This window comes from Paraburkholderia sp. BL9I2N2 (genome assembly GCF_004339745.1).
GTDB lineage: Bacteria > Pseudomonadota > Gammaproteobacteria > Burkholderiales > Burkholderiaceae > Paraburkholderia.
Map to the genome: position 1 here is coordinate 427559 of NZ_SMGP01000002.1, position 20788 is coordinate 448346.

At 64.6% G+C, this 20788-nt stretch carries 16 protein-coding genes, 1 pseudogene and 1 riboswitch; of the genes and pseudogenes, 9 read left to right on the forward strand and 8 right to left on the reverse strand.

Annotation, left to right across the window (positions count from 1 at the left end):
- The first annotated feature begins 55 nt into the window (after nt 1-55).
- A riboswitch (cobalamin riboswitch) is annotated at nt 56-235 on the forward strand.
- 92 nt (nt 236-327) lie between these two features.
- Genes cobG through cobJ form a run of 4 tightly spaced genes read left to right on the forward strand, consistent with a single transcriptional unit; the run spans nt 328 to nt 4980 of the window.
- The gene (cobG, locus tag B0G74_RS23850) at nt 328-1929 is read left to right on the forward strand and encodes a precorrin-3B synthase (RefSeq protein WP_243658295.1); all 1602 of its coding nucleotides are present in this window, start codon (nt 328-330) and stop codon (nt 1927-1929) included.
- Complete coding sequence (locus B0G74_RS23855; protein ID WP_132377332.1) at nt 1922-2548, forward strand: precorrin-8X methylmutase; 627 nt, start codon at nt 1922-1924, stop codon at nt 2546-2548. Before cobG ends, B0G74_RS23855 begins: the two co-directional genes overlap by 8 nt.
- Nucleotides 2549-3280, forward strand: a complete 732-nt coding sequence (locus tag B0G74_RS23860; protein WP_132377333.1) for a precorrin-2 C(20)-methyltransferase — start codon at nt 2549-2551, stop codon at nt 3278-3280.
- Complete coding sequence (cobJ, locus tag B0G74_RS23865) at nt 3277-4980, forward strand: precorrin-3B C(17)-methyltransferase (RefSeq protein ID WP_132377334.1); 1704 nt, start codon at nt 3277-3279, stop codon at nt 4978-4980. The genes B0G74_RS23860 and cobJ overlap by 4 nt, the downstream gene beginning before the upstream one ends.
- Nucleotides 4981-4995: 15 nt before the next feature.
- On the opposite strand, the gene B0G74_RS23870 is transcribed toward cobJ, so the two are convergent.
- The 5 genes and pseudogenes from B0G74_RS23870 to B0G74_RS23890 form a co-directional block, all read right to left on the reverse strand.
- Nucleotides 4996-5607, reverse strand: a complete 612-nt coding sequence (locus tag B0G74_RS23870) for a hypothetical protein (RefSeq protein ID WP_132377335.1) — start codon at nt 5605-5607, stop codon at nt 4996-4998.
- Entirely contained in the window at nt 5604-6086 is a 483-nt protein-coding gene (locus B0G74_RS23875) for a DUF2778 domain-containing protein (protein WP_132377336.1), read from the reverse strand. The genes B0G74_RS23870 and B0G74_RS23875 overlap by 4 nt, the downstream gene beginning before the upstream one ends.
- A 19-nt stretch (nt 6087-6105) precedes the next feature.
- Nucleotides 6106-6581: pseudogene (locus B0G74_RS23880) on the reverse strand (type VI secretion system tube protein Hcp).
- A gap of 233 nt (nt 6582-6814) precedes the next feature.
- Nucleotides 6815-9472 carry an AAA family ATPase gene (locus B0G74_RS23885; RefSeq protein WP_132377337.1) on the reverse strand — a complete coding sequence of 886 codons (2658 nt, stop codon included), beginning with the start codon at nt 9470-9472 and terminating at the stop codon, nt 6815-6817.
- Nucleotides 9469-10611 (reverse strand): DNA repair exonuclease, encoded by a 1143-nt coding sequence (locus B0G74_RS23890; RefSeq protein ID WP_132377338.1) that lies wholly within the window; start codon nt 10609-10611, stop codon nt 9469-9471. Before B0G74_RS23890 ends, B0G74_RS23885 begins: the two co-directional genes overlap by 4 nt.
- Nucleotides 10612-10827: 216 nt before the next feature.
- On the opposite strand from B0G74_RS23890, the gene B0G74_RS23895 reads away from it, so the two are divergent.
- From B0G74_RS23895 to B0G74_RS23910, 4 genes are all read left to right on the forward strand, one after another.
- Nucleotides 10828-12108: a DUF445 domain-containing protein gene (locus B0G74_RS23895; protein WP_132377339.1), complete on the forward strand. Its 1281-nt coding sequence runs from the start codon at nt 10828-10830 to the stop codon at nt 12106-12108.
- Between the two features lie 136 nt (nt 12109-12244).
- On the forward strand, nt 12245-14197 hold the full coding sequence (locus B0G74_RS23900) for an AI-2E family transporter (protein ID WP_132377340.1): 1953 nt from the start codon (nt 12245-12247) through the stop codon (nt 14195-14197).
- A gap of 161 nt (nt 14198-14358) precedes the next feature.
- Complete coding sequence (locus tag B0G74_RS23905) at nt 14359-16116, forward strand: FAD-dependent oxidoreductase (protein WP_132377341.1); 1758 nt, start codon at nt 14359-14361, stop codon at nt 16114-16116.
- Nucleotides 16117-16134: 18 nt separating this feature from the next.
- Entirely contained in the window at nt 16135-16326 is a 192-nt protein-coding gene (locus B0G74_RS23910) for a hypothetical protein (protein WP_132377342.1), read from the forward strand.
- Between the two features lie 58 nt (nt 16327-16384).
- Here B0G74_RS23910 and B0G74_RS23915 read toward each other — a convergent pair whose 3' ends face one another.
- The 3 genes from B0G74_RS23915 to B0G74_RS23925 all read right to left on the reverse strand — a co-directional run bounded on the left by B0G74_RS23915 (nt 16385) and on the right by B0G74_RS23925 (nt 19562).
- Nucleotides 16385-17368, reverse strand: coding sequence for a 2-dehydropantoate 2-reductase (locus tag B0G74_RS23915; protein ID WP_132377343.1), 984 nt, complete (start codon nt 17366-17368; stop codon nt 16385-16387).
- Between the two features lie 4 nt (nt 17369-17372).
- Nucleotides 17373-18164, reverse strand: a complete 792-nt coding sequence (locus B0G74_RS23920) for a class II aldolase/adducin family protein (RefSeq protein WP_132377344.1) — start codon at nt 18162-18164, stop codon at nt 17373-17375.
- 198 nt (nt 18165-18362) lie between these two features.
- Entirely contained in the window at nt 18363-19562 is a 1200-nt protein-coding gene (locus B0G74_RS23925; protein WP_132377345.1) for an amino acid aminotransferase, read from the reverse strand.
- Between the two features lie 282 nt (nt 19563-19844).
- Here B0G74_RS23925 and B0G74_RS23930 point away from each other — a divergent pair, with 282 nt between their 5' ends.
- Nucleotides 19845-20786, forward strand: a complete 942-nt coding sequence (locus B0G74_RS23930; protein WP_132377346.1) for a LysR family transcriptional regulator — start codon at nt 19845-19847, stop codon at nt 20784-20786.
- The last annotated feature ends 2 nt before the right edge of the window (nt 20787-20788 follow it).

A 20788-nucleotide genomic window follows, 5' to 3' on the forward strand; every position in this document is an offset into this window, starting at 1 on the left:
AATGCGCTGTGCCACGCCGATCAAAGCGTCCAGCCTCGTTGTGCTGTTCGAAAAAAGGCATAATACAGCCGCCGGTGCCCTTCGGGGCCGAAGAGGGAACACAGTGCCGCTGTGGCTGCCCCCGCAACTGTATGCAGCGAGTCCGCCTGCGCTCCACGCCACTGGTTCGACCGGGAAGGCCGCGGCGGACCACGACCTGCCAGCCAGGAGACCTGCCGGCGAGACTGTTCGTGCCAGCCAACATCGGGCGGGGTGTACCGATGCCGTAGCAATGCCCGCCTCGCGGCTTGCTCGGGCCGTCGCGCGACGCTAAACCCGGTGTCCGTCTTGAATCAAGCTTCGCCTTCCACCGTTTTATCCGACGCGGCTCTCACGCTGCGGCCCTCGGCGTGTCCGGGGCTGCTGCGCATCGTCGCCGCGCGCGACGGCGGGATTTGCCGGATCAAGTTGCCCGGCGGTGAATTGAGCGCGGCGCAGGCTCGGGCGGTCGCGCAGGCCAGCGCACGGTACGCGGCCGGGGTGATCGAGCTGACCAATCGGGCGAATGTGCAGGTGCGTGGGGTGAAGCGCGGTGACGAGGCGGCGTTGATTGCGGCTTTGGTCGATGCGGGTCTCGGGCCGATGCCGGCGACCGGCGCGGGGAACGCTGCGGATAGGACGGTGGCGGATAACGCTGTGGAGACGGGGATAGCGGACGCCGTGGATGCGGAAGGCGAGAACGCGACGGATGCAACGATCGCGAACGCAGCGAATACGGAAGCTGACAGCAAGAGCGCTGCGGACGTACTCGCCGCAGCCGCAGCCGCAGCCGCAGCCGACGACGTGCGCAACGTAATGATCAGCCCCGCTGCCGGACGCGATCCGTTCGCCCTGTTCGACACGCGCCCGCTATGCGCCGAGTTGCTCACGATGCTGCAAAGCGAAGCGCGTTTCGCGGCGCTGTCGCCGAAATTCGCGCTGCTGCTGGACGGCGGCGAGCGGCTCGCGAGAGTGGATCATCCGCACGATGTGTGGCTGGCGGCATCGCAAGAGGCGGATGGCGTGCGGTTCGTGTTCGGGTTGGCGGGTTGTCCGCCTGTTAGCGAGTCTGCTGGCTCTTTAGCACACAACGAGCGCATCGCGCCGGACAAGCCCCGTGCAGACGGCACAGGCGCATTAGCCGCGATACTTCCTTCGCAAGTCACCGCACTAGTCCGCGCGCTGCTCCTCACATTCCTCGACCTCGCTTCCGCCGACGCCACGCGCATGCGCCATCTGCTAGCCGCGCATTCCGTCAATGCTGTACTGAGTCACGCTCAGCGATATCTCGACTTCCCGCTGACGCAAAACGCGAAGCTGGCCAAGTGGCATCGCGTTGCACCGGCCGACGCCAGCCTCCGCCTCGGCGCCCACGCTCAACGCGTGGCCGAAACCTGGCACGTCGGCGGCCAGCCGTCGCTCGGACGCCTCGACGCCGACACCCTTAACGGCCTCGCGACACTTTCGCAACAGCACGGCAACGGCACGCTTCGCCTAACGCCCTGGCAGAGCGTGCTGCTACCCGACATCGCCACGCACGCCGTCCCGACAGTGCTGTCCGGTCTGAACACGCTCGGTCTCGCCTGCGATCCCGCGCAAGCCATCACGCGCCTGATCGCGTGCGCCGGATCGAGCGGCTGCGCGAAGGGCCTCGCCGACACCAAGTCCGACGCGCTGCGCCTCGCGGCCCGCCTGCCTGCGGACGTCGACGTGCATCTGAGCGGCTGCTCGCGCTCGTGCGCCGCCGCGCATTGCGCACCGTACACGCTGCTCGGAGCCGCGCCCGGCCTCTATGACCTTTATCGACGCGACGGCCAGCCCGGTTTCGGCCAGTGCGTCGCGCGCCAATTGACGATCGGCCAGGCCGCCGACATGCTCGAACGCCTCGCCCGGAGTGACACCGATGCTTGATTACATTCGCGACGGTCAGGAGATCTATCGCCAATCCTTCGCGACGATTCGCGCGGAGGCCGACTTGTCGCGCATTCCCGCCGACCTCGAGAAACTCGCGGTGCGCGTGATCCACGCGTGCGGCATGGTCGACGTGATCAACGATCTGCAATCGTCCGCAGGCGCGGGCGCAGCGGGCCGCGCGGCGCTCGCGCAAGGCGCGCCGATCCTGTGCGATGCCGGCATGGTCGCGCAAGGCATCACGCGTGCGCGGCTGCCGGCGCACAACGAAGTCATCTGTACGCTCGCGCATCCGGACGTGCCGTCGCTCGCACGCGAACTCGGCAATACACGCTCGGCGGCGGCGCTCGAATTGTGGCGGCCACATCTGGCGGGCAGCGTCGTGGTGATCGGCAATGCGCCGACCGCCCTCTTTCATCTGCTCGATATGCTCGACGCCGGTGCGCCCAAACCCGCGCTGATTCTCGGCTTTCCAGTGGGTTTTGTCGGCGCGGCCGAATCCAAAGCCATGCTCGCCGACGACAGCCGCGGCGTGCCCTTCGTGGTGGTGCATGGCCGGCGCGGCGGCAGCGCGATGGCGGCAGCCGCGGTGAACGCGCTGGCCACGGAGGTCGAATAAATGACGGCGCAAGGACGTTTGTTCGGACTCGGCGTCGGCCCCGGCGACCCGGAACTCATCACACTGAAAGCGCTGCGTTTGCTGAAGGCGTCGCCGGTGGTCGCGTACTTCGTCGCCAAGGGCAAGAAAGGCAACGCGTTCAGCATCATCGAGGCGCATTTGCACGACGCGCAGCAGCATCTGCCGCTGGTGTATCCCGTCACGACCGAAGCGCTCGAACCGCCGCTTTCGTATGAAGCGATCATCGCCGACTTCTACGACACCGCCGCGGAAGACGTCGCCGCTCACCTCGATGCGGGCCGCGACGTCGCGGTGATCTGCGAGGGCGATCCGTTCTTCTACGGCTCGTACATGTATCTGCACGATCGCCTTGCGGCGCGCTACGAAAGCGAAGTGGTGCCCGGCGTCTGCTCGATGCTCGGCGGCGCCGCCGTGCTCGGCGCGCCGCTGGTGTATCGCAACCAGAGCCTGTCGGTGCTCTCGGGCGTGTTGCCGGAAGACGAACTGCGCCGGCGTCTCGCCGATGCCGACGCCGCCGTCGTGATGAAACTCGGCCGCAACTTCGACAAGGTGCGGCGCGTGCTCGGCGAACTCGGTCTCGCGGACCGCGCGCTCTACGTCGAACGCGCGACGATGGGCAATCAACGCATCGTGCCGCTCGCCGAAGTGGATCCGATGGCGTCGCCGTATTTCTCGCTGCTCGTGGTGCCGGGGGAAAAATGGCAAGGATGAGCGCGCCCGCGATCGTGATTCTCGGCACGGGCGCGTTGGCGACGGCGCGGCGCATTCAGGCGTTGTATGCCGGCAGCCAGGTGCATGCGTTGCAAGGACGCGTCGAAGCGGACGTGTCGTATAACGAACTCGGCGCGCATCTGCGGGAACTGTATGCGCGCGGCACGCCGATCGTCGCGTTGTGCGCGACAGGGATCGTGATTCGTTGCCTCGCGCCATCGTTGTCGAACAAGGGCGTCGAGCCGCCGGTGCTGGCCGTTGCCGAAGACGGCAGCGCGGTCGTGCCGCTGCTCGGCGGTCTCGCCGGCGTCAACCTGATGGCGCGCGAAATTGCCGCGATGCTGGCCGTGCCGGCCGACATCACGACGAGTGGCGAATTACGTTTCGGCACCTGCGTGCTCAATCCGCCCGACGGCTATACGCTCGCCGACATCGGCCAAGGCAAGCGCTTCGTGTCGGACCTGCTGGCCGGCGAAAGCACGCGCATCGAAGGCGAAGCGCCGTGGCTCGACGACGCGCAACTACCCCGCTCCGCCTCGGCGCGTCTTGCGATTCGCGTGACGCCGCGAGCATGGGACGGACGCGAGGATGAGCTGGTGATTCATCCACGCAGCGTGGTCGCGGCGGTGACGGGCGTGGATGGCGGCATCGTGGCGCGCGTGCGCGAGGCACTGGACTCGCATGGTCTCGCGCCGCTGTCGCTCGCGGCCTTGCTGGCATCCTCTGATCGCATGGCGGACCCGGCACTTGCCGAAGCCGCGGCGAACCTGGACGTGCCGTTGCGTTTCGCGCTGGCACGCCCCGAAGATGGCGAGCCGCCTGCCAACCTGCTGCACGCCGCGCTGCACATTCCCTACGAGACGTTGCACAACGATGCAGTTGCTGGCGTCGCGCTGGCGTTGGCGCCGCTCGCCATCGATGCGGACACGATCGGCCGCAAGCGTGGTCGCCTGACCGTGATCGGTCTCGGGCCCGGCAGCGCCGATCTGATGGTGCCGGCAGCTCGCACGGCGCTGAACGTTGCCACCGATATTCTCGGCTACGACACCTACGTAAAGATGGCCGGCCCGTTGCGCGCCGACCAGCGCGTTCACGGCACGGACAATCGCGAGGAAATGCAACGCGCGCGGCATGCGTTCGAACTGGCCAGCGAGGGACGCGCGGTGGTCATGGTGTCCTCGGGCGATCCGGGAGTGTTCGCGATGGCCGCGGCGGTGCTCGAAGCGCTGGAGTCGTCGGATAACGCGGATTGGGCCACAGTCGAACTAAAGATCGTGCCGGGTGTATCGGCGGCGATGGCAACGGCGGCGCAAGCAGGTGCGCCGTTGGGTCACGACTTCTGCATGCTGTCGCTGTCCGATAATCTGAAGCCCTGGACGATTATCGAAAAGCGTCTGAGGCATGCCGCCGAAGCGGACCTGGTGATGGCGTTCTATAACCCGATTTCGCGCGCACGGCCGTGGCAGCTGGATAAAGCGCTGGATATCGTGCGGGAGTATCGTGCGGCGCAAACTCAGGTAGTGCTGGGCCGAGACATCGGTCGACCCGGCAGCACACTGAGGACGATCACGCTAGGCGAACTGCGCTCGTCCGATGTGGATATGCGCACGATGGTGATCGTGGGGTCGTCGACGACGCGGCGGTTTGGCAACGTGGCAGAAGGTCGTGAGTGGGTTTATACGCCTCGGTGGTATGAGTGAGTGGGCAGGCGGTGGTTATGGTGTTTTTCTGTGTATGAACCGGCGTATCGCGAGGCAGCAGACGAGCACAGGTGTGCCGATAAGTAGCGTAGCCACGGCCCAATAAAGGTTCATGACATACGACAACATATCGCCCTCGTTATCTGCCTTACTGCCTTCGCCCGTGACTGACAGCCAGAGTCTGACTATCGCACTGACAGATGACGGGATATGCAACGGGTATGTTGTGTACGGACTCGACAGGTACCATCCAAGATCACTAATGGCGAGAAGTGCAAGTAAAGATGCAATGAGGGTTACGGAAAAAGGCATCCTGGGAGTCTTCTTGCCACTCTTTCTTGCAACGAGATAGCGAGGCAGCCACCCTTTGAATTTCGCCAGAGCTAAAGCAATCAATAACGTAGAAACTAGCCAGTAGAGCAGCCACGCAAGCACGTTGATGTCATCAGGATTTGCCAGATATTCCGTGTTCGTGCAGCGTAGCCAGAATAGGATAAATGCTTCCTCGCTGCTGGACATTTCGACCGGAAGTATGTCGAGAAGATGCACTGCGTACCAACCAGCAATCCCCGATATCATGGTTAAAACGGTGTAAATCGAAAGACGGATTGCGAATCGTTTTTTCATTTCACGTCGATCGTTCCGTAAGCTCGTAAAGCTGTGCCTGGCACTGGCACAGTCTGTCCCCTCGAACGAATGAATTTCTGAAGTCGATCGAATTCCTGAGGGTTCACGACGGTGATACATCCGTGACTCAACCTCAAGTGCCCCATTGGATGCAGTCGGAAGTTACCGCGCTTGATGCCATTGATATTGGTCGTGTCTCCCGTTGCTGGATTCCAGAGCGTGAACCACTTTCGACGGTCGGTAGTGACGGAGTCGGTCGCATACAACCAATCGTACAGAAAACCCATTAAGCCCCCTGACTGACGATCAACCAGACAGTAGGTTCCCTTCGGAATCGGTCCAACGTTTTCTATCGCAGTATCAGCTGGGTTATCCCGGCCGTGACCGGTTCCCGAGAAGGCAGCAACGGGGATGCTTCCCTCGCACAAAAGGACCGAATCCGTCTGCCCATTAAGAACAAAAGTACATTTAACCGGCATCTCCTCTTCCCCCGCCCGGTCACTTCGTAGTGTTGTTCTTGATATACAGCGTCGCGGTCACCGCACCGCCGCTTCCTCCCTGGGCGTTTTGCACGAAGTACTCATGCTTCATCGTAGAAAAAGACAGATGAACATCTTCGTGGCATTCGTCGCCGCCGCCGATCGGCTCGACCTGGGTAATGACCACGTCGTACATCGTGATCATCAGGTATTCGAACGGCACTCCCCGGCCTTGCGCACGGTCAGTTTCACCTGGTCAATATGCTTGCCGGTGAAGCAATATCTGGCCAGATTCGGACTCGCACGGTCCAGCTTGTGCGTGAACTCCAGATCTGAAACGGTGGCCTTGCCCGCGCCACCGCCGGAGCCCGACATCATGGTTGCATCCTGTGAAACCTTCCAGCGCCAACCGATTACGTCGATTTCGTTCAGATGCGAGGCGTCCTGCGATTCGCCGTCGCAGCCGTTAATCTTGATGAACGTGTCTTGAGCCATTGACCACCCCCGTGACATTTGCGACTGTTCAGACGGTCGTCACGCGGAGATGCATAAGCATTCGACACAAGCAGATTTGACTACTGTTGGCAAAAGGCGCAGACCGCAGCGAAGACTCGAATCAGTAGTGTCGGGGGGAATGCCGACTGACGGAGATGCGATCTTTCTGCAAATGTGCGTGGATTTACGCAAATTCATCGGCCGCATGCCACGATTCATGCGGTCTGGCCTGTTCATCCCGACACCGTGCTCGCCTGGCCCGGCGCCCAAGCAGCCACCTTTAAATCCTCAATCGACCGCTGCCTCACGCCGAGATCGTCCCACAGCTCCGGGTGGCACGTGAACACCAGAATCTGATGCCGCGTGGCCGCGTCGATCAGCGCGCGCTTGATCGCATCGCGCCGCGCGGCATCGGTATGCACGGCGGCGTCGTCGAGCATGAGCAAGGTCGGCCGGCCCGACGCCTTCAGCAGATCCGCATACGCGAGCCGAGTCAGAATGCCGAGTTGTTCGCGCGTGCCGAAGCTCAGCGCATCGAGCGTGTCCGCGCGGCCGAAACGGTCCAGCGTGGCGGGACTCAGATCGTCGCCGAGCGCGATGGTCGACTGCGGGAAAATCCGCTTCAGATAATGCCCCAGCCGTTCGGTCAACGGCGCGCGCAATTGCGCCACCGCGGCATCGCGTTCGTCGACCAGCACTTCGTCGAGCAGACTCAACGCGCTCGCGCGCAAGCCGAGTTCGTCCTTGCGCCGCGTGGCCTGCTCGACCTTGGCCTCGACCGCCGCCAGACGCTCGCCGAGACCGGACGCGCCGACCGTCTCCAGTTGACTGCGCAATCCCGCGATCTTCACTTGCCGATCGTTCTGCTCGCCGCGCGCAAGTTCCGCCGACGCGCGATAGCGCTTCGCCTCAGCCGCCGGATCGTCGAGGCGCGCTGCTTCCAGTTCGCGCTCGCGCCCTTCGCGCTGCTTGCGCAATGCCTCGACCTGCACGCGTTGTTCGACGATTTTCGTCAGCCACTGCGCGCGATTGCGGCGGAACGCTTCGTCATTCAACTGCGCTTCCTTGCGCTGCAACTGAGCCGCGAGTGATTCCTCATTCGCCATGCCGGTCGATTTTTTATCGGCCGCCTGGGTCAGCACTTTGCGCGCGGCCTCCAACGCGTCGCGCGCGATCTCGGCGTTGCGGCGCGCTTCGTCGAGCGGCGGCGCAGCCGACACGTCTGGCAAACCCGCGAGCCGCTCGTTGGCGGCCTGCATGCGCGCCGCGGCCGTTGCCGACGCCGCGCGCAACGCCTCGATGCCTTGCGGCGCGTGCACGTCGAGAATCTTCGCCTGGCTTTTCTGCTGCGCGACCGCGGCCTTCCAACGCTCGTGCCTCGACTCGCCCTCGGCGAGCGAAGCGACGCCGAGCGCCTGCAACAATTGCGCATGCTGGGCTTCGAGCGACGCGAGTTCGGACAAGCGCGCCGGCAGATCGGAGACGCCCGGAATCACCTGCAAGTCGCCTAACGTGCCGAGACTGATCCGCTTCTCCTCGTCCAGACGCAGCACGCCTGCGCCGCTCAGCGGCTCATCGTTGACCGTGATCGCGCCGTTCAGGCGGTATTCGATGCGCGTCATGGCAGCTTCGGTGCGGGCGCGCAGCACGCTCAACTCGCTGCCGAGCGAGGCAAGCCGCTTCAGTTTCGCCTCGTCGATTTCGAGCGTGGCCGCCTCGCGCGCGGCTTCGAGCACGGCGTCGTTCGCTTTGCTGGCAGCAACGATCGATGCTTCGAGCCGCTCGCTCTCAGCGCGATAGAGTCCGATCTGGCTACGCAGATCGGCTGCGGTCACTGCCGCGTTGGCCAGTTCGAGCGCGCGGCTGGCATCGGCGAAAGCCTGCTCGAATTGCGTCACGCTGGAGACTGCTTGCCCGTGCTCGGCCTGGACCGCCGCCACGCTCGCCCGCTGTGCGTCGAGTTGCTGGCGCTCGCGCGCGACGGCCGCTTCCAGTTCGAGCGCGTTCTGCTCCTGTTGCAACGGCAGCGCCAGTTCGGCTTCGCTCGCCTTCAGCGACTGCTCAAGTCCTCGCAAGCTGCCCTCGAGTTGCACGACGGCGTCGGCGCGTAACTGCGCCTGCAAGGCCTTCTGCTCGTGAAGCTCCCACGGACGCTTGCGCTGGGTATCGTCGAAAGCTTGCTGCTGCGCGGCGAGACTCGCAATGTTCGCCTCGAACTGTTGACGCTGCTGTTCAAGATCCCCACGCTCTTCGATCAACCTGGCCAGCGCCTGCTCCGCCTCCGCCAGCGGCCCAGTCGGCTTCTGCGTACGCGCGGTGAGCAGTTGCCGAAGCTCACGCTGCACGGCGGCGATCAGCGCATCTTCGCCCGCCGATTCGCGGCTGCCCGAGAGTTGCGACAGCGCATCGCGCAGATACTGCGCCGCGTGACCGGTGGAATCGCGCATCTCCTGCGTGCTGCCTTGCTGCACCCACAACAAACCGGGCACGCCCGCGTTCTCGGCCTTCAACGGCCCACGCGCGGCGCGTGAAAAACCGAGCAAGGCCGCGAGCCTGTCTTCGGCTTCATCTTCGCCGAACGCGCTCTGGCCGATCTTCAACTCGCAGCGCTGCCGCGTGACGAACTGCTTCGACAATCGGCACGCCGTGCCGTCCAGATCGAAACTCACTTCGACCGACGGCTGTCCGCTCGCCTTGCCCCACGGCAACAGGTCTTTCAGATGCGAGGCCTTGTAGCGCTCCAGAAACACGGCGCGTACGGCTTCGGCAATGGTGCTCTTGCCGGCCTCGTTCGGACCGACAAAGAGATTCAAACCAGGCTGCAGATCGTCGATGACGAGCTTGCCGGTGAACTGCTTGAATTCCTGAATCGCAATGCTTTGCAGCTTCATGCGGACCTCGCTTCGCGCGGCAATTCACGTTGAAAACGCGCCAGAAGCAGCAATGCCTCGGCCGCGCGCTTGACCTCTTGCGGGTCGGACTGCGGGTCTTCCTGCAAGCCACGCAGACGCGCCACCACCTTAGCGAGGTAGCCGCTTTGCGCGCCGAGTTCGGCGAGGTCGTCGTCGGTGGGCAGCACTTGCAGGCCGCTCAGGTCGACGCGCAAGGCCCGCACGCGGGCTCGCGCTTCTTCCACCGCGACGTGAAGCGCTTCGGCGTCGGCCAGCGCGGCCGTGCCTTGGACCGTCACGCGCAGCACGTCGTGGCTGCCCAGCGTGGCGAGGCGCGCCTTCAGCGTATCCACATCGGTCGGCACGGCGATGGTTTCGTCCCAGCGATGCCATTGATATTGACCGACCCGCACCGGCTCGACCACCGGCGACGCGCCCGGCTCGTTCAGCGTGACGTCGAGCATGAAACCGGGATCGTTGGCGCGGAAGCGGTCCTGCTCGTGCGTGCCGGCATACCAGATGCGCTCATCGACACGCAGATGGCCGTGCCAGTCGCCGAGCGCCAGATAGTCCAGACGCGCACTCGCGGCACGCGACGGCGCGATCGGATTCGACGAGTCGATGCCTTCCTGCAGAATCCCACTCACGCTGCCGTGCGCGAGCCCGATGCGGTGATAGCCGGGCGGCGTCTCCGTCGTATCGAAGAAACCGGTGGTGTCGTCATACGTGATGCGTTGCGTGAGCGGCGCGCATAGCAGCGCGCAGCGGCACTCGTCCAGTAGCACCACGCCGGGTTCGAGCACGAGGCGCACATTCGGCGCGACGCAGTTCAGGCGCTGCGCGCGGGTCCACACGCTCTCGACGAGCGCGGCGTCGTGATTGCCCGGCAGCATGATCCACGGCCCGGTGAAGGCTTGCAGCGCGCCGAACAGACGGCGGATCACCGTGTCCGAGACCGTTTGCAGATCGAATACGTCGCCGGCCACGAGCACCGCGTCGACCTTGCGCGCGGCGGCTTCTCCGGCGATCCGGCGCACGGTCTCGAAGCGAGCCTCGGCAAGATGCGCCGCTTCGTCCGGCTCGAACTGGCCGAATTGCGTGCCGATCTGCCAGTCCGCGGTGTGCAGAAACCTGATCACTGTGCCTCCCTTCCATTCAATTGCAATCTGCCTCGCCGGGCAAGGCGGCGCAGTCTAACCGCAGATGTTACCGTGCCCACGCGGCAAAGCTAGCCCTTGACGGCCAGCGCGGCCTGGCCCATGCGCTGACGAGCGGCGCTACACTCGCGTTTCCGGACGCGCGAGCCAAGCGCTCCACATTATTTCAATCGACCTAGACCCGCTGCCCTGCCGCCGATGAACAAAGCAATCGAACTGAAGAAGGCCAAGCGCACGCCGTTACTGCTGTTGCTCGCCGCCGCCTGCGTTTTCGTGGTGACCGCGTTCATGCCGCGCGGCATCTGGGTGGACGGCATCAAGGCGATCGCCGAGGCCGCGATGGTGGGCGCACTCGCCGACTGGTTCGCGGTGGTCGCCCTGTTTCGCCGCGTGCCGATCCCGATCGTCTCCGCGCACACCGCGATCATTCCGAGGAACAAGCACAAGATCGCCGACAACCTCGCGGTGTTCGTGCAGGACAAGTTTCTGGATGTGCCTTCGCTAGTCGGCCTGATCCAGAAGCACGATCCGGCGCGCAGCATCACCGGCTGGCTGACGCAGCCGGCCAACACCGCGCGTTTGGGCGACTACGTCGTCAAGCTCACCAGCGGCATTCTTGAATTGACCGACGACGTGCGTATCCAGGTCTTCATCAAGGACGCGCTGCGCGACGTACTGGCCAAGGTGGATCTGTCGCAATCGATGGGCGCGATTCTCGACACGCTCACCAAAGACGGCCGTCATCAGGAACTGCTCGACGCCGGCATCGAACAGGTCGTGGCGCTGCTGCGCGAACCGCATGCGCGCGAGTTCATCGCCGAACGGATCGTCGACTGGGTGAAAAGCGAGTACCCAACGATCGAAAAGATTCTGCCTTCGGCATGGCTTGGCGAGAAAGGCGCCGAAGCCATCGCCAAGGCGGTGAACCGCATGCTCGAACAGATCAGCGAGAACCCCACGCATCAGTTGCGCCAGAAGTTCGACGACGCCGCGCACAAGCTGATCGTCAAGCTCAAAACCGATCCCGCGTTCCTGCAAAAAGGCGAGGAGCTGAAACGCTATCTGGTGGAAGGCGACGCGCTCAGTTCCTATGTGAAAGACATGTGGGGCGAATTGCGCGCGTGGCTCAAGCGCGATCTGCAAAGCAGCGACTCGGCGCTGCATGCGCGCGTGGTGGCGATGGGCCAATGGGTCGGCCGCGAACTCGCGCACGATCCGGCGTTGCGCCAGTCGCTCAATGACCACCTGGAGGAAGCCGCACGCGCGATGGCGCCGGACTTCGCGAAGTTCCTGACGCGCCATATCAGCGACACCGTCAAGAACTGGGACTCGCACGAGATGTCACGGCAGATCGAACTGAACATTGGTAAGGATCTGCAATACATCCGCATCAACGGGACGATTGTCGGCGGCTTTATCGGCCTGCTGCTGTATGCGAGCTCGCAATTGCTCGGCTTGCTGCGTCTGCACATGGGCTGAGCAATAGGCTGTCCCGCGTCAAAGCGCCTACAATCCGGGCATATGAATTGCTCATGCGTATGGCCCGGACTTCCTCTCTGTGTCCGCGAGCGGCGAGCATAAGAACGACAGCGCGTCTCAATCGGAAAGTGTGCTCATGAAAATATCCTTACCGCCGCACGGGCGGCCAAACCGCGTTTACCCGCCGGGCACGCCCAGTCTGCATGGCCTCGCGTCGGTGATTACCGGCGTGGTGGTGGTGTGCGGGTTGTACTTCGGCCGCGCGGTGTTGATCCCGATCACGCTCTCGGTGCTGCTCAGCTTCCTGCTCGCTCCGCTCGTGCAGATGTTGCGGCGTTTCCATATGGGGCAACTGCCGTCGATCTTCATCGCCGTGTTGTTCGCATTGGCCAGCCTGCTCGCGGTGGGTGCGCTGATCGGTGCGCAACTGGTGCAACTCGCGGCCGACCTGCCGCAGTATCAGGAGGCGATCGAGCAAAAAATCGAAACGGTCCAGGAGAAAACCGTCGGCCGCGCCGATTCGCTGATGAGCCGCGCCGCCGTCGCCTTGCAGCGCGTGGCCCCGCCCAAGCCGAACCCGCCGCGTCCCACCGGACGCGCCGCGCGCAACGCGCCCGCCGTGCCGCAGCAGGTCGAAGTGCACGAGCCGTCGCCCACGCCGATGCAACTTGCGCAACGCGCGCTGTCGCCGGCTATCGCGCCGATCGAAACGACCTTCATCGTGCTGGTCGTGACGATTTTCATCCTGCTGCAACGCGAGGATTTGCGCGACCGTTTGATCAGTCTGTTCGGCTCGCGCGATCTGCACCGCACCACCACCGCGATCAACGACGCCGCCGTGCGCCTCTCCCGCTACTTCGTCGCGCAACTCGGTGTGAATCTGAGCGCGGGCGGCGTGATCGCTATCGGTCTGGCCATCATCGGCGTGCCGGGTGCGCTGCTGTTCGGGGTGATCGCCGCGTTGCTGCGCTTCGTGCCGTATATCGGCATCTGGATCGCCGCAATTCTCGCCGTGTTCCTCGCGGCCGCGATTCAGCCGCAATGGACCATGGCGGTCTATACGCTGATCCTGTTCATCGTCGTCGACGTGGTGGCCGGGCAGATCGCCGAGCCGCTGCTGTATGGCCACCGCTCCGGCCTGTCGCCGCTCGCGGTAGTGGTGGCGGCGATTTTCTGGAGCTGGCTGTGGGGACCGGTCGGCCTCGTGCTGTCGACGCCGCTCACGTTGTGCGTGGTCACGCTGGGGCGCTACGCCGACCGCCTGAACTTTCTCACGGTGCTGCTGGGCGATCAGCCCGCGCTCACGCCCGCGCAGAACTTCTATCAGCGGCTGCTCGCGGACGATCCGCACGAGGCCATCGTGCAGGCGGAGCGCCTCTTGCGCGAGATGTCGCTGATCGACTACTACGACAAGGTCGCGCTCGAAGGCCTCAAGCTCGCCCGCAACGACGCGATGCGCGGCGTGCTGATGCCGGACCAGTTGCAGCGTATCAACGACGCGCTGGTGGACATCGTCGAAAACCTGGAAATCGCGGACGGCTTGCCGGACCGCCTCGCGCGCAGCGAACCCGCCGACACCGCGAGCGCGCTGCTCGCTTCGGCCTCGGCCGATCTTTCCGAGCGCCACGATAGCCACATTTCAGCGCAGCCACAGATGCGCCGTGAAACCGAAAAAACGTCGGTGCTGTGCGTACCCGGACGCGGTTCGTTCGACGAAGTCACCACCGCGATCGCCGTGCAGTTGCTCGGTCGCCAGGGCCTCGCGCCGATGATGGCCACGCACTCGGGTTATCGCAGCGCACGCGCCGACGAACCGAGCTTCAAGGACGCGCCGATCATCTGCATCGTCTCGCTCGATGCGCCGGAATCGCCGCCGTATCTGCGCAACATGCTGCGGCGCACGCGCGAATGGCGGCCGCGGGCGACGCTGGTGGTCGGCGTCGGCGGCGCGCCGGAAGGCGGGCCGGAGACGGGCGCGACCGGCGCTTCGCACGCGGCCCCCACCTTCCGCGCGATGATCGAGGAATGCCAGGCGGCCTCGAGCCTGCAGCATGCGCGCCAGCCTTCGCATGTGGGCGGAGCGGACTGAGAGCCTGCTTCGCCGCCGCGGCCTTGCCCCGCTCTTTGTACCCAAAATGAGGACAGCCGCACGCGCGCCCTCCTTCATACTTCGTTATCGATTCGCACCGCCTTGAAGAGCTAACCAGCCCCGGCGGGCAATTCCCGGCATCGAAGATCCAGGAGACACGCATGAGCCGCCCCTTCAAACCCTATCCGTTTTCGCCTCGTCACTATGAGGGCGTGGTGCCATCGCTCGTCGACGGGCGCGACTCGCTCAGGCGGTCCGTGGCGATCGTCGGCGGCGGGCCGGTCGGCATGACGCTGGCGCTCGCGCTGGCTCGCCAGGGCGTGCGCTCGGTGCTGATCGAAGCCGACGACGGTGTGTGCACCGGCAGCCGCGCGATCTGCATCTCGCGGCGCAGTCTGGAGATATTCAAGCGACTCGGCGTCGTGCAAGGCTTCCTGCAAAAAGGCTTGCCGTGGACGGGCGGCCGCAGCTTCTACCGCGACACCGAAGTGTTCCGCTTCGCCATGCATCAGGACGACGAGCAATCGCTGCCGCCGATGATCAACATCGCGCAATACCAGATCGAACAGTTGCTGCTCGACGAGGTGGAACGGCATGCCGATCTGATCGAGATCCGCTGGCAGACGCGCGTGACCGGCATCGAACAGCACGCGGCGGAAGGCGGCCGCGGGAACCTGGAAAGCACGGGCGGGGCGACGCTCGCGCTGCGCACCGGCGACACCGCGTGGCAGATGCACGCCGACTGGGTGGTCGCCTGCGACGGCGGCCGCAGCACGATCCGCGAGGCGCTCGGCCTCAAGCTCACCGGCACCACATATGAAGGCCGCTACGTGATCGTGGACATCGAACTGGACAGCGCACGCGCCACCGAGCGTCTCGCGTATTTCGATCCGCCCTCCAACCCCGGCTCGACGGTGCTGGTGCACAAGCAGCCCGACAACGTCTGGCGCATCGACTATCAGCTTCGCGACGACGAAGACCCGGAAGCCGCCGTGCGGCCCGAGAACGTCATGCCGCGCGTGCAGAGCGTGCTCGACTCCATGGGCGAAACCGGCGCATGGTCGCCGATCTGGGTCACCGTCTACAAGGCCAACGCGCTAACGCTCGAACGCTACCGGCACGGCCCGGTGCTGTTCGCGGGCGACGCCGCGCATCTCGTGCCGATTTTCGGCGTGCGCGGCGCCAATTCCGGTATCGACGACGCGGACAACCTCGGCTGGAAACTGGCCTGCGTCGTGAACGGCGTGGCATCGCCGCGACTGCTCGACAGCTACAGCGACGAGCGCGTGTTCGCGGCACGCGAGAACCTGAGCTACGGCATGAAGAGCACGGAGTTCATGGCGCCGCCCTCGTTCGCCTACGATCTGATGCGCCAGGCGGTGCTCGGCCTCGCGGAGCATCACGCGGCCGTGCGTCCGCTGATCAATCCTCGGCAGACACATGCGATTGCCTATGTGAAGTCGCCGCTCAACGAAGCCGCGGGCGACGTGGCCGATGCTTTCAAGCAAGGCCCGGCGCCCGGCACGGTGTTGCCGGAATGCCGGCTCAAACGTACGGAAGACGGCGTGGTCGTCGATATTCATCTGACGGATCTGCTCGGGCCTTGCTTCACCGCGCTGTGCTTCGGTCCAAACGCGAACGGGAACGACGACTCCGCTCAAGACACAGCGTGGCAGCCATTGCAAACCACGCTGGCCGAACAAGGGATTCCGTTCAAAGCCGTCATGCTGGTCAGGAACGACACGCAAAACGCTACGAGCTCAAACGTGATCGACCACACCGGCCGTCTGCACGACATGCTCGACGCCACGCCCGGCACCGTCTATCTGATCCGCCCCGACGGCCACGTACTCGCCCGCTGGCGGGACGGCAGCGCGGCGGCCACGCAGCGCGCCATCAGCACGGCGCTGACGACTTAACAAAAGGAGACCCACCTCATGACCGATAGCGATCTCGATCTCGTCTACACGACGCTCTGCAAGACCCTCACGAACGAAGGCGAAGCTCAGGCGCCGTTGTATCTGGCCCGCCTCGCGATGCTGTGCCTGACCGAACTCGACAACCCGCGGCGCGCGTTGTCGTTGATCGAAGCGGCACGGCTGCCGGCTTCGACCGCGGTGACGGCATAAGGCGTAAAAAAAGCCGCCGCGCCTCTCATGGCACGGCGGCCTTTCATCGAGGCTGGTGTCACTGCTTCGGATACAAACCCAGCGTGCTCGCGTGCAGGCGCGCGAGACCGAGCAGCGCATCCGTGTACGGCGTAGCGACGCCTGTCAGTTGTCCCAGTTCGCGCACCGCGGCCACCAACGCGTCGAGTTCGACCGCTTTACCCGCTTGCACGTCCTGCAGCATCGAGGTTTTCATCGCGCCGAGTTTCAGTGTGACCTCGTGGCGATCCGCCGGCTCCTGGTCGATCGGAATTCCGAAGCGCGCGCCGATTTCCTTTGCCTCCAGCATGATGCTCGTCACGAAGTTGCGCGCCAGCTCGTCGCTGAGAATCCGGTCGGTGGTCGCGCCGGTGATGGCGCTGATCGGATTCATCGTCATATTGCCCCACAGCTTGTACCAGACGTCGCGCTGGATCTGCGCCGACACCGACGCATTGAAGCCCGCCGCCGCGAGCGTGGCCATGAGCGCCGCGACACGCTCGCTCGACCGCCCCGACGCTTCGCCGATAATCAGCCCATTGCCCTGATGATGGCGGATCATGCCCGGCGCTGCGACCAGACAACTGGCGTGCACCACGCAGCCCACGGTCTGCGCGGAGGGAATCGCGGCGGCAATCGCGCCGTCGGGATCGATCGACTTCAAGCGCCTGCCGGCGAAGTCCGCGCCGAGCCCGTCGCAGAACCACCATGGCACGCCGTTCATCGCGGTCAATACGATCGTTTGCGCGCCAAGCAGCGGCGCGATCTGCGCGGCCACCGACGCCATCGCCGGTCCCTTGACGGCGACCACGACGAGATCCTGCACGCCGAGGTCCGCGGGCTTGTCGCTCGCCTTCACCTTCACGGCATGCGTCACGCCGCCTTCGATCAGACGCAAGCCGTGCTCGCGCAGCGCGTTCAGCGTCCCGCCGCGCGCCACGACGCTTACGTCATGGCCGGTCTGCGCGAGCTTCACACCCATCCAGCCGCCGATCGCGCCTGCGCCGTAGATAGCTACTTTCATCGTTTCAATCCTTGTAACTGGCGTCGATGCGGTCCACTCGCCGCACCAACGCATCGAACACGTCTTGCCCCGCGCCGTGACGCGGATCGAACTGCAGCGCGTCGCGCGAGCAGCGAATCGCCACGTCTTCCGGCACCGGCCGTGCGCGGCCCATCGCGAATGTCGCCATCTGGATTTCGCAGGCGCGGTTGAGCGTCCACAGGACCGCGAAAGTTTGCGGCAAGGTGTGGCCCCACGCAAGCAGGCCATGATTGCGCAAGATCACCGCCTGCCTGTCACCGATGTGCTTCAGGAGGCGCGGACCTTCTTCGGCGTGAACCGTGATGCCCTCGAAGTCGTGATACGCAATGCGGTCGTGCAATTGTGCGCTGTAGAAATTGGTCTGCTGCAGACCGTCCTCCAGACAGGCCACGGCGACGCCCGCCGTGGTATGCGTGTGCATCACGCAGTGCGCGTCGGGCAAGCCTTCGTGAATCGCCGCATGCACGACGAAGCCGGCCGGATTCACCGGATACGGCGAGTGATCGAGCACGCGTCCCTGTGCATCGATCTTCACGAGGTTGCTCGCGGTCACTTCGCTATAGTGCAGCCCGAACGGGTTGATCAGGAACTGCCGCTCGCCGCCGCTCACGCTGGCGGGGACGCGAAGCGTGATGTGGTTATAGATCATCTCGGTCCAGCCGAGCATGTCGAAGATCCGATAGCACGCCGCGAGTTGCACGCGTGCATGCCATTCGTCCGGATGCATCGAGTGGGCCTTCGGCGCGCTCGGCGCTTGTATGTCGAGGGTGGTCATTTGGGTCTCCCTTGTCGACCGGAGTTGGCGCTTTAGCGCTTACTCCGGTCCCATGCAAAGCGGTCGACCAGAGTTGGCGCTTTAGCGCCTTACTCTGGTCCCATGCAAAGCGGTCGACCGGAGTTGGCGCTTTAGCGCCTTCCTCCGGTCCCATGCAAGATCGTTGCTGTTATCGTTCTGTTGATCGAAAAAACGCGCTTATGCGCCCGACACCACGGCCGCGATCGACGCCGCCACATACTCCGCGTTGCGTTCATTCAGACCGGCCACGCACATGCGCCCGGAACGCAGCACATACACCGCGTATTCGCTGCGCAGGCGCTCCACCTGGCTTTCGCTCAAACCCGTATAGGTGAACATGCCGCGCTGCGCGACGTAGCGCGCGCGCATCACTTCATCCACACGGCCCGCGAGTCCGGCGTGAATCGTTCCGCGCATGGCGAGAATCCGCTCGCGCATGGTGGCGAGTTCCGCTTCCCATGAAGCGCGCAACGACGCATCCACGAGCACGTTGGCGACGAGCCGCGCGCCGTGCGTCGGCGGATTGCTGTAGTTCGCGCGCACCGTCGACATCAATTGACCGAGCACGCGGCCGGCCTCTTCCGCGCTCTTGCAAACCACGCTCAACGCGCCGACGCGCTCGCCGTACAGCGAGAAATTCTTCGAGAACGAATTCGCGGCGATCAACGGAATGCCCGCGTCGGCCAGCAGACGCACGCAGGCGGCGTCTTCTTCCAGACCGGCTCCGAAACCCTGATAAGCCATATCGACGAAAGCGATCAGCTTGCGGCGCTGCAAGACCGGCACCAGCTCGGCCCATTGCGCCGGGCTCAGATCGACGCCGGTCGGGTTGTGGCAGCACGCGTGCAGCAGCACGACGCTCTGTTCAGGCAAGCGGCCGATCGTCTCGATCATGTCGGCGAAACGCAAGCCGCCGGTGTGTTCGTCGTAATACGGGTAGGTGTTGACCGTCAGCCCCGCGCCTTCAAACACGACGCGATGGTTTTCCCAGTTCGGATCGCTGATCCAGATCTGCGAGCTGGGGAAATAGCGCTTCAGGAAATCGGCGCCGACCTTGAGCGCGCCCGAGCCGCCGATGGTTTGCAGCGTCGCGATCCGGCCTGCCTTGCGCGCCTCGCTGTCCGCGCCGAATACCAGCGCCTGCGCCGCGTCGCGATAGAGCGGCAGGCCGGCCATCGGCAGGTACGAGCGCGGGCCGATCGAATCGAGCAGCGCGATTTCGGCGCGGCGCACGGCGTCCATCACCGGCAGCTTGCCGGCGTCGTCGAAATAGATGCCGATACTCAGATTGACCTTGTTGGTGCGCGGGTCGAGTTGAAAGTCTTCGTTCAGGCTCAGAATCGGGTCGCCTGGATAAGCGGGAATGTGGTCGAACATGGCAGTTCCTTGAATGCGGCCGCGCTGCGGCCTTGGTGTGACGCTTGGTGTGGCGTAACGACAGCCCGGCGTGAACCGCCTTGCGTGCCCGCCTGGCTCAGACGGCAATCAACTTGCAGGACCGGAGTAAGCACGAAAGCGCCAACTCAGGTCGACAGAGCGAGACCGAAGTCTAAGCGGGTTTGGCTGGGTGCGTCGATTAGGAGAAGTCTCCGCGCATGGCGCACGGCGCACAATCAATCGATTTTTCACGATTCGTTAGTTTTTCTTTAGAATTGCCGAATGCCACTCACGCGCGTCACCATCCGTCAGTTCGAAGCGTTTCTCGCCATCGTCGATTTGCATAGCATCGGCGCGGCGGCGGACCGGCTCGGCCTGACTTCGTCGGCGGTCAGCCAGTTGCTGGCCGACCTCGAAACGGAACTCGGCTTTCGCCTCTTCGACCGAACCACGCGGCGCGTGAATCTGTCGAGCGCGGGGCAGGATTTTCTATCGTCGGCGGAATCGGTGCTGCGCCATGTTCGGGCCGCCGCGCAATCCGCCGACGATATCCGCAACCGCGCCGCGGGCATCGTGCGGATCGGCGCGCCGCTGGTGCTGGCGGCGACCGCGCTGCCCGCGGCCATCGCCGAATATGCGCGCGACAAGCCGAAGGTGGTCGTGCGCATTTGCGACACCGTGGTCGAGCAACTGGTGGAACGCGTGGAAAGCGGCGACGTGGACCTCGCGATCGGACCCGACCGGCAAAGCGGCACACGCGTGCGATGCGACCCGGCGTTCGCGAGCCCGTGGGTGATGTGGTGCGCGCCGAGCCATCCGTTGAACGCGCGCCGCCGCGTGCTGTGGCCGCATTTGCGCGAGGTGCCGATCGTCGCCACCGGCCGCGACCACGAACGGGCGGTCGGTCAAATGCTGGCCAATCTGCCTGCGGAGGCGCGCATCATTCCGGTGGACGTGGTGGACAACGTCACCACGGCGTTCGGCCTGGCCTCGCAAGGGCTGGCCGTTACGCTCGCGCCCGCCTATGTCGCGCCGCTGGCTCGGACCTTCGGGCTGGTAATGAAGCGCATCGTCGATCCCGAAACGATCCGCGAGGTGTGCGTGTATCGCTCCACCGAGCGCGCATTGTCGCCGCCCGCCGACGGTTTCGCGGATTTCATCATGCCGTGGCTGAAGCGCTGGGATCGCGAGACGCAGGCCGATGTGCGGCCCAAGCGTGCGTGACA

Bases quoted from the DNA above. Each gene is read 5' to 3' on its own strand.
- B0G74_RS23855 (WP_132377332.1), top strand. From the start codon at position 1,922: ATGCTTGATTACATTCGCGACGGTCAGGAGATCTATCGCCAATCCTTC.
- B0G74_RS23860 (WP_132377333.1), top strand. From the start codon at position 2,549: ATGACGGCGCAAGGACGTTTGTTCGGACTCGGCGTCGGCCCCGGCGAC.
- cobJ (WP_132377334.1), top strand. From the start codon at position 3,277: ATGAGCGCGCCCGCGATCGTGATTCTCGGCACGGGCGCGTTGGCGACG.
- B0G74_RS23870 (WP_132377335.1), bottom strand. From the start codon at position 5,607: ATGAAAAAACGATTCGCAATCCGTCTTTCGATTTACACCGTTTTAACC.
- B0G74_RS23875 (WP_132377336.1), bottom strand. From the start codon at position 6,086: ATGCCGGTTAAATGTACTTTTGTTCTTAATGGGCAGACGGATTCGGTC.
- B0G74_RS23885 (WP_132377337.1), bottom strand. From the start codon at position 9,472: ATGAAGCTGCAAAGCATTGCGATTCAGGAATTCAAGCAGTTCACCGGC.
- B0G74_RS23895 (WP_132377339.1), top strand. From the start codon at position 10,828: ATGAACAAAGCAATCGAACTGAAGAAGGCCAAGCGCACGCCGTTACTG.
- B0G74_RS23900 (WP_132377340.1), top strand. From the start codon at position 12,245: ATGAAAATATCCTTACCGCCGCACGGGCGGCCAAACCGCGTTTACCCG.
- B0G74_RS23905 (WP_132377341.1), top strand. From the start codon at position 14,359: ATGAGCCGCCCCTTCAAACCCTATCCGTTTTCGCCTCGTCACTATGAG.
- B0G74_RS23910 (WP_132377342.1), top strand. From the start codon at position 16,135: ATGACCGATAGCGATCTCGATCTCGTCTACACGACGCTCTGCAAGACC.
- B0G74_RS23915 (WP_132377343.1), bottom strand. From the start codon at position 17,368: ATGAAAGTAGCTATCTACGGCGCAGGCGCGATCGGCGGCTGGATGGGT.
- B0G74_RS23920 (WP_132377344.1), bottom strand. From the start codon at position 18,164: ATGACCACCCTCGACATACAAGCGCCGAGCGCGCCGAAGGCCCACTCG.
- B0G74_RS23925 (WP_132377345.1), bottom strand. From the start codon at position 19,562: ATGTTCGACCACATTCCCGCTTATCCAGGCGACCCGATTCTGAGCCTG.
- B0G74_RS23930 (WP_132377346.1), top strand. From the start codon at position 19,845: ATGCCACTCACGCGCGTCACCATCCGTCAGTTCGAAGCGTTTCTCGCC.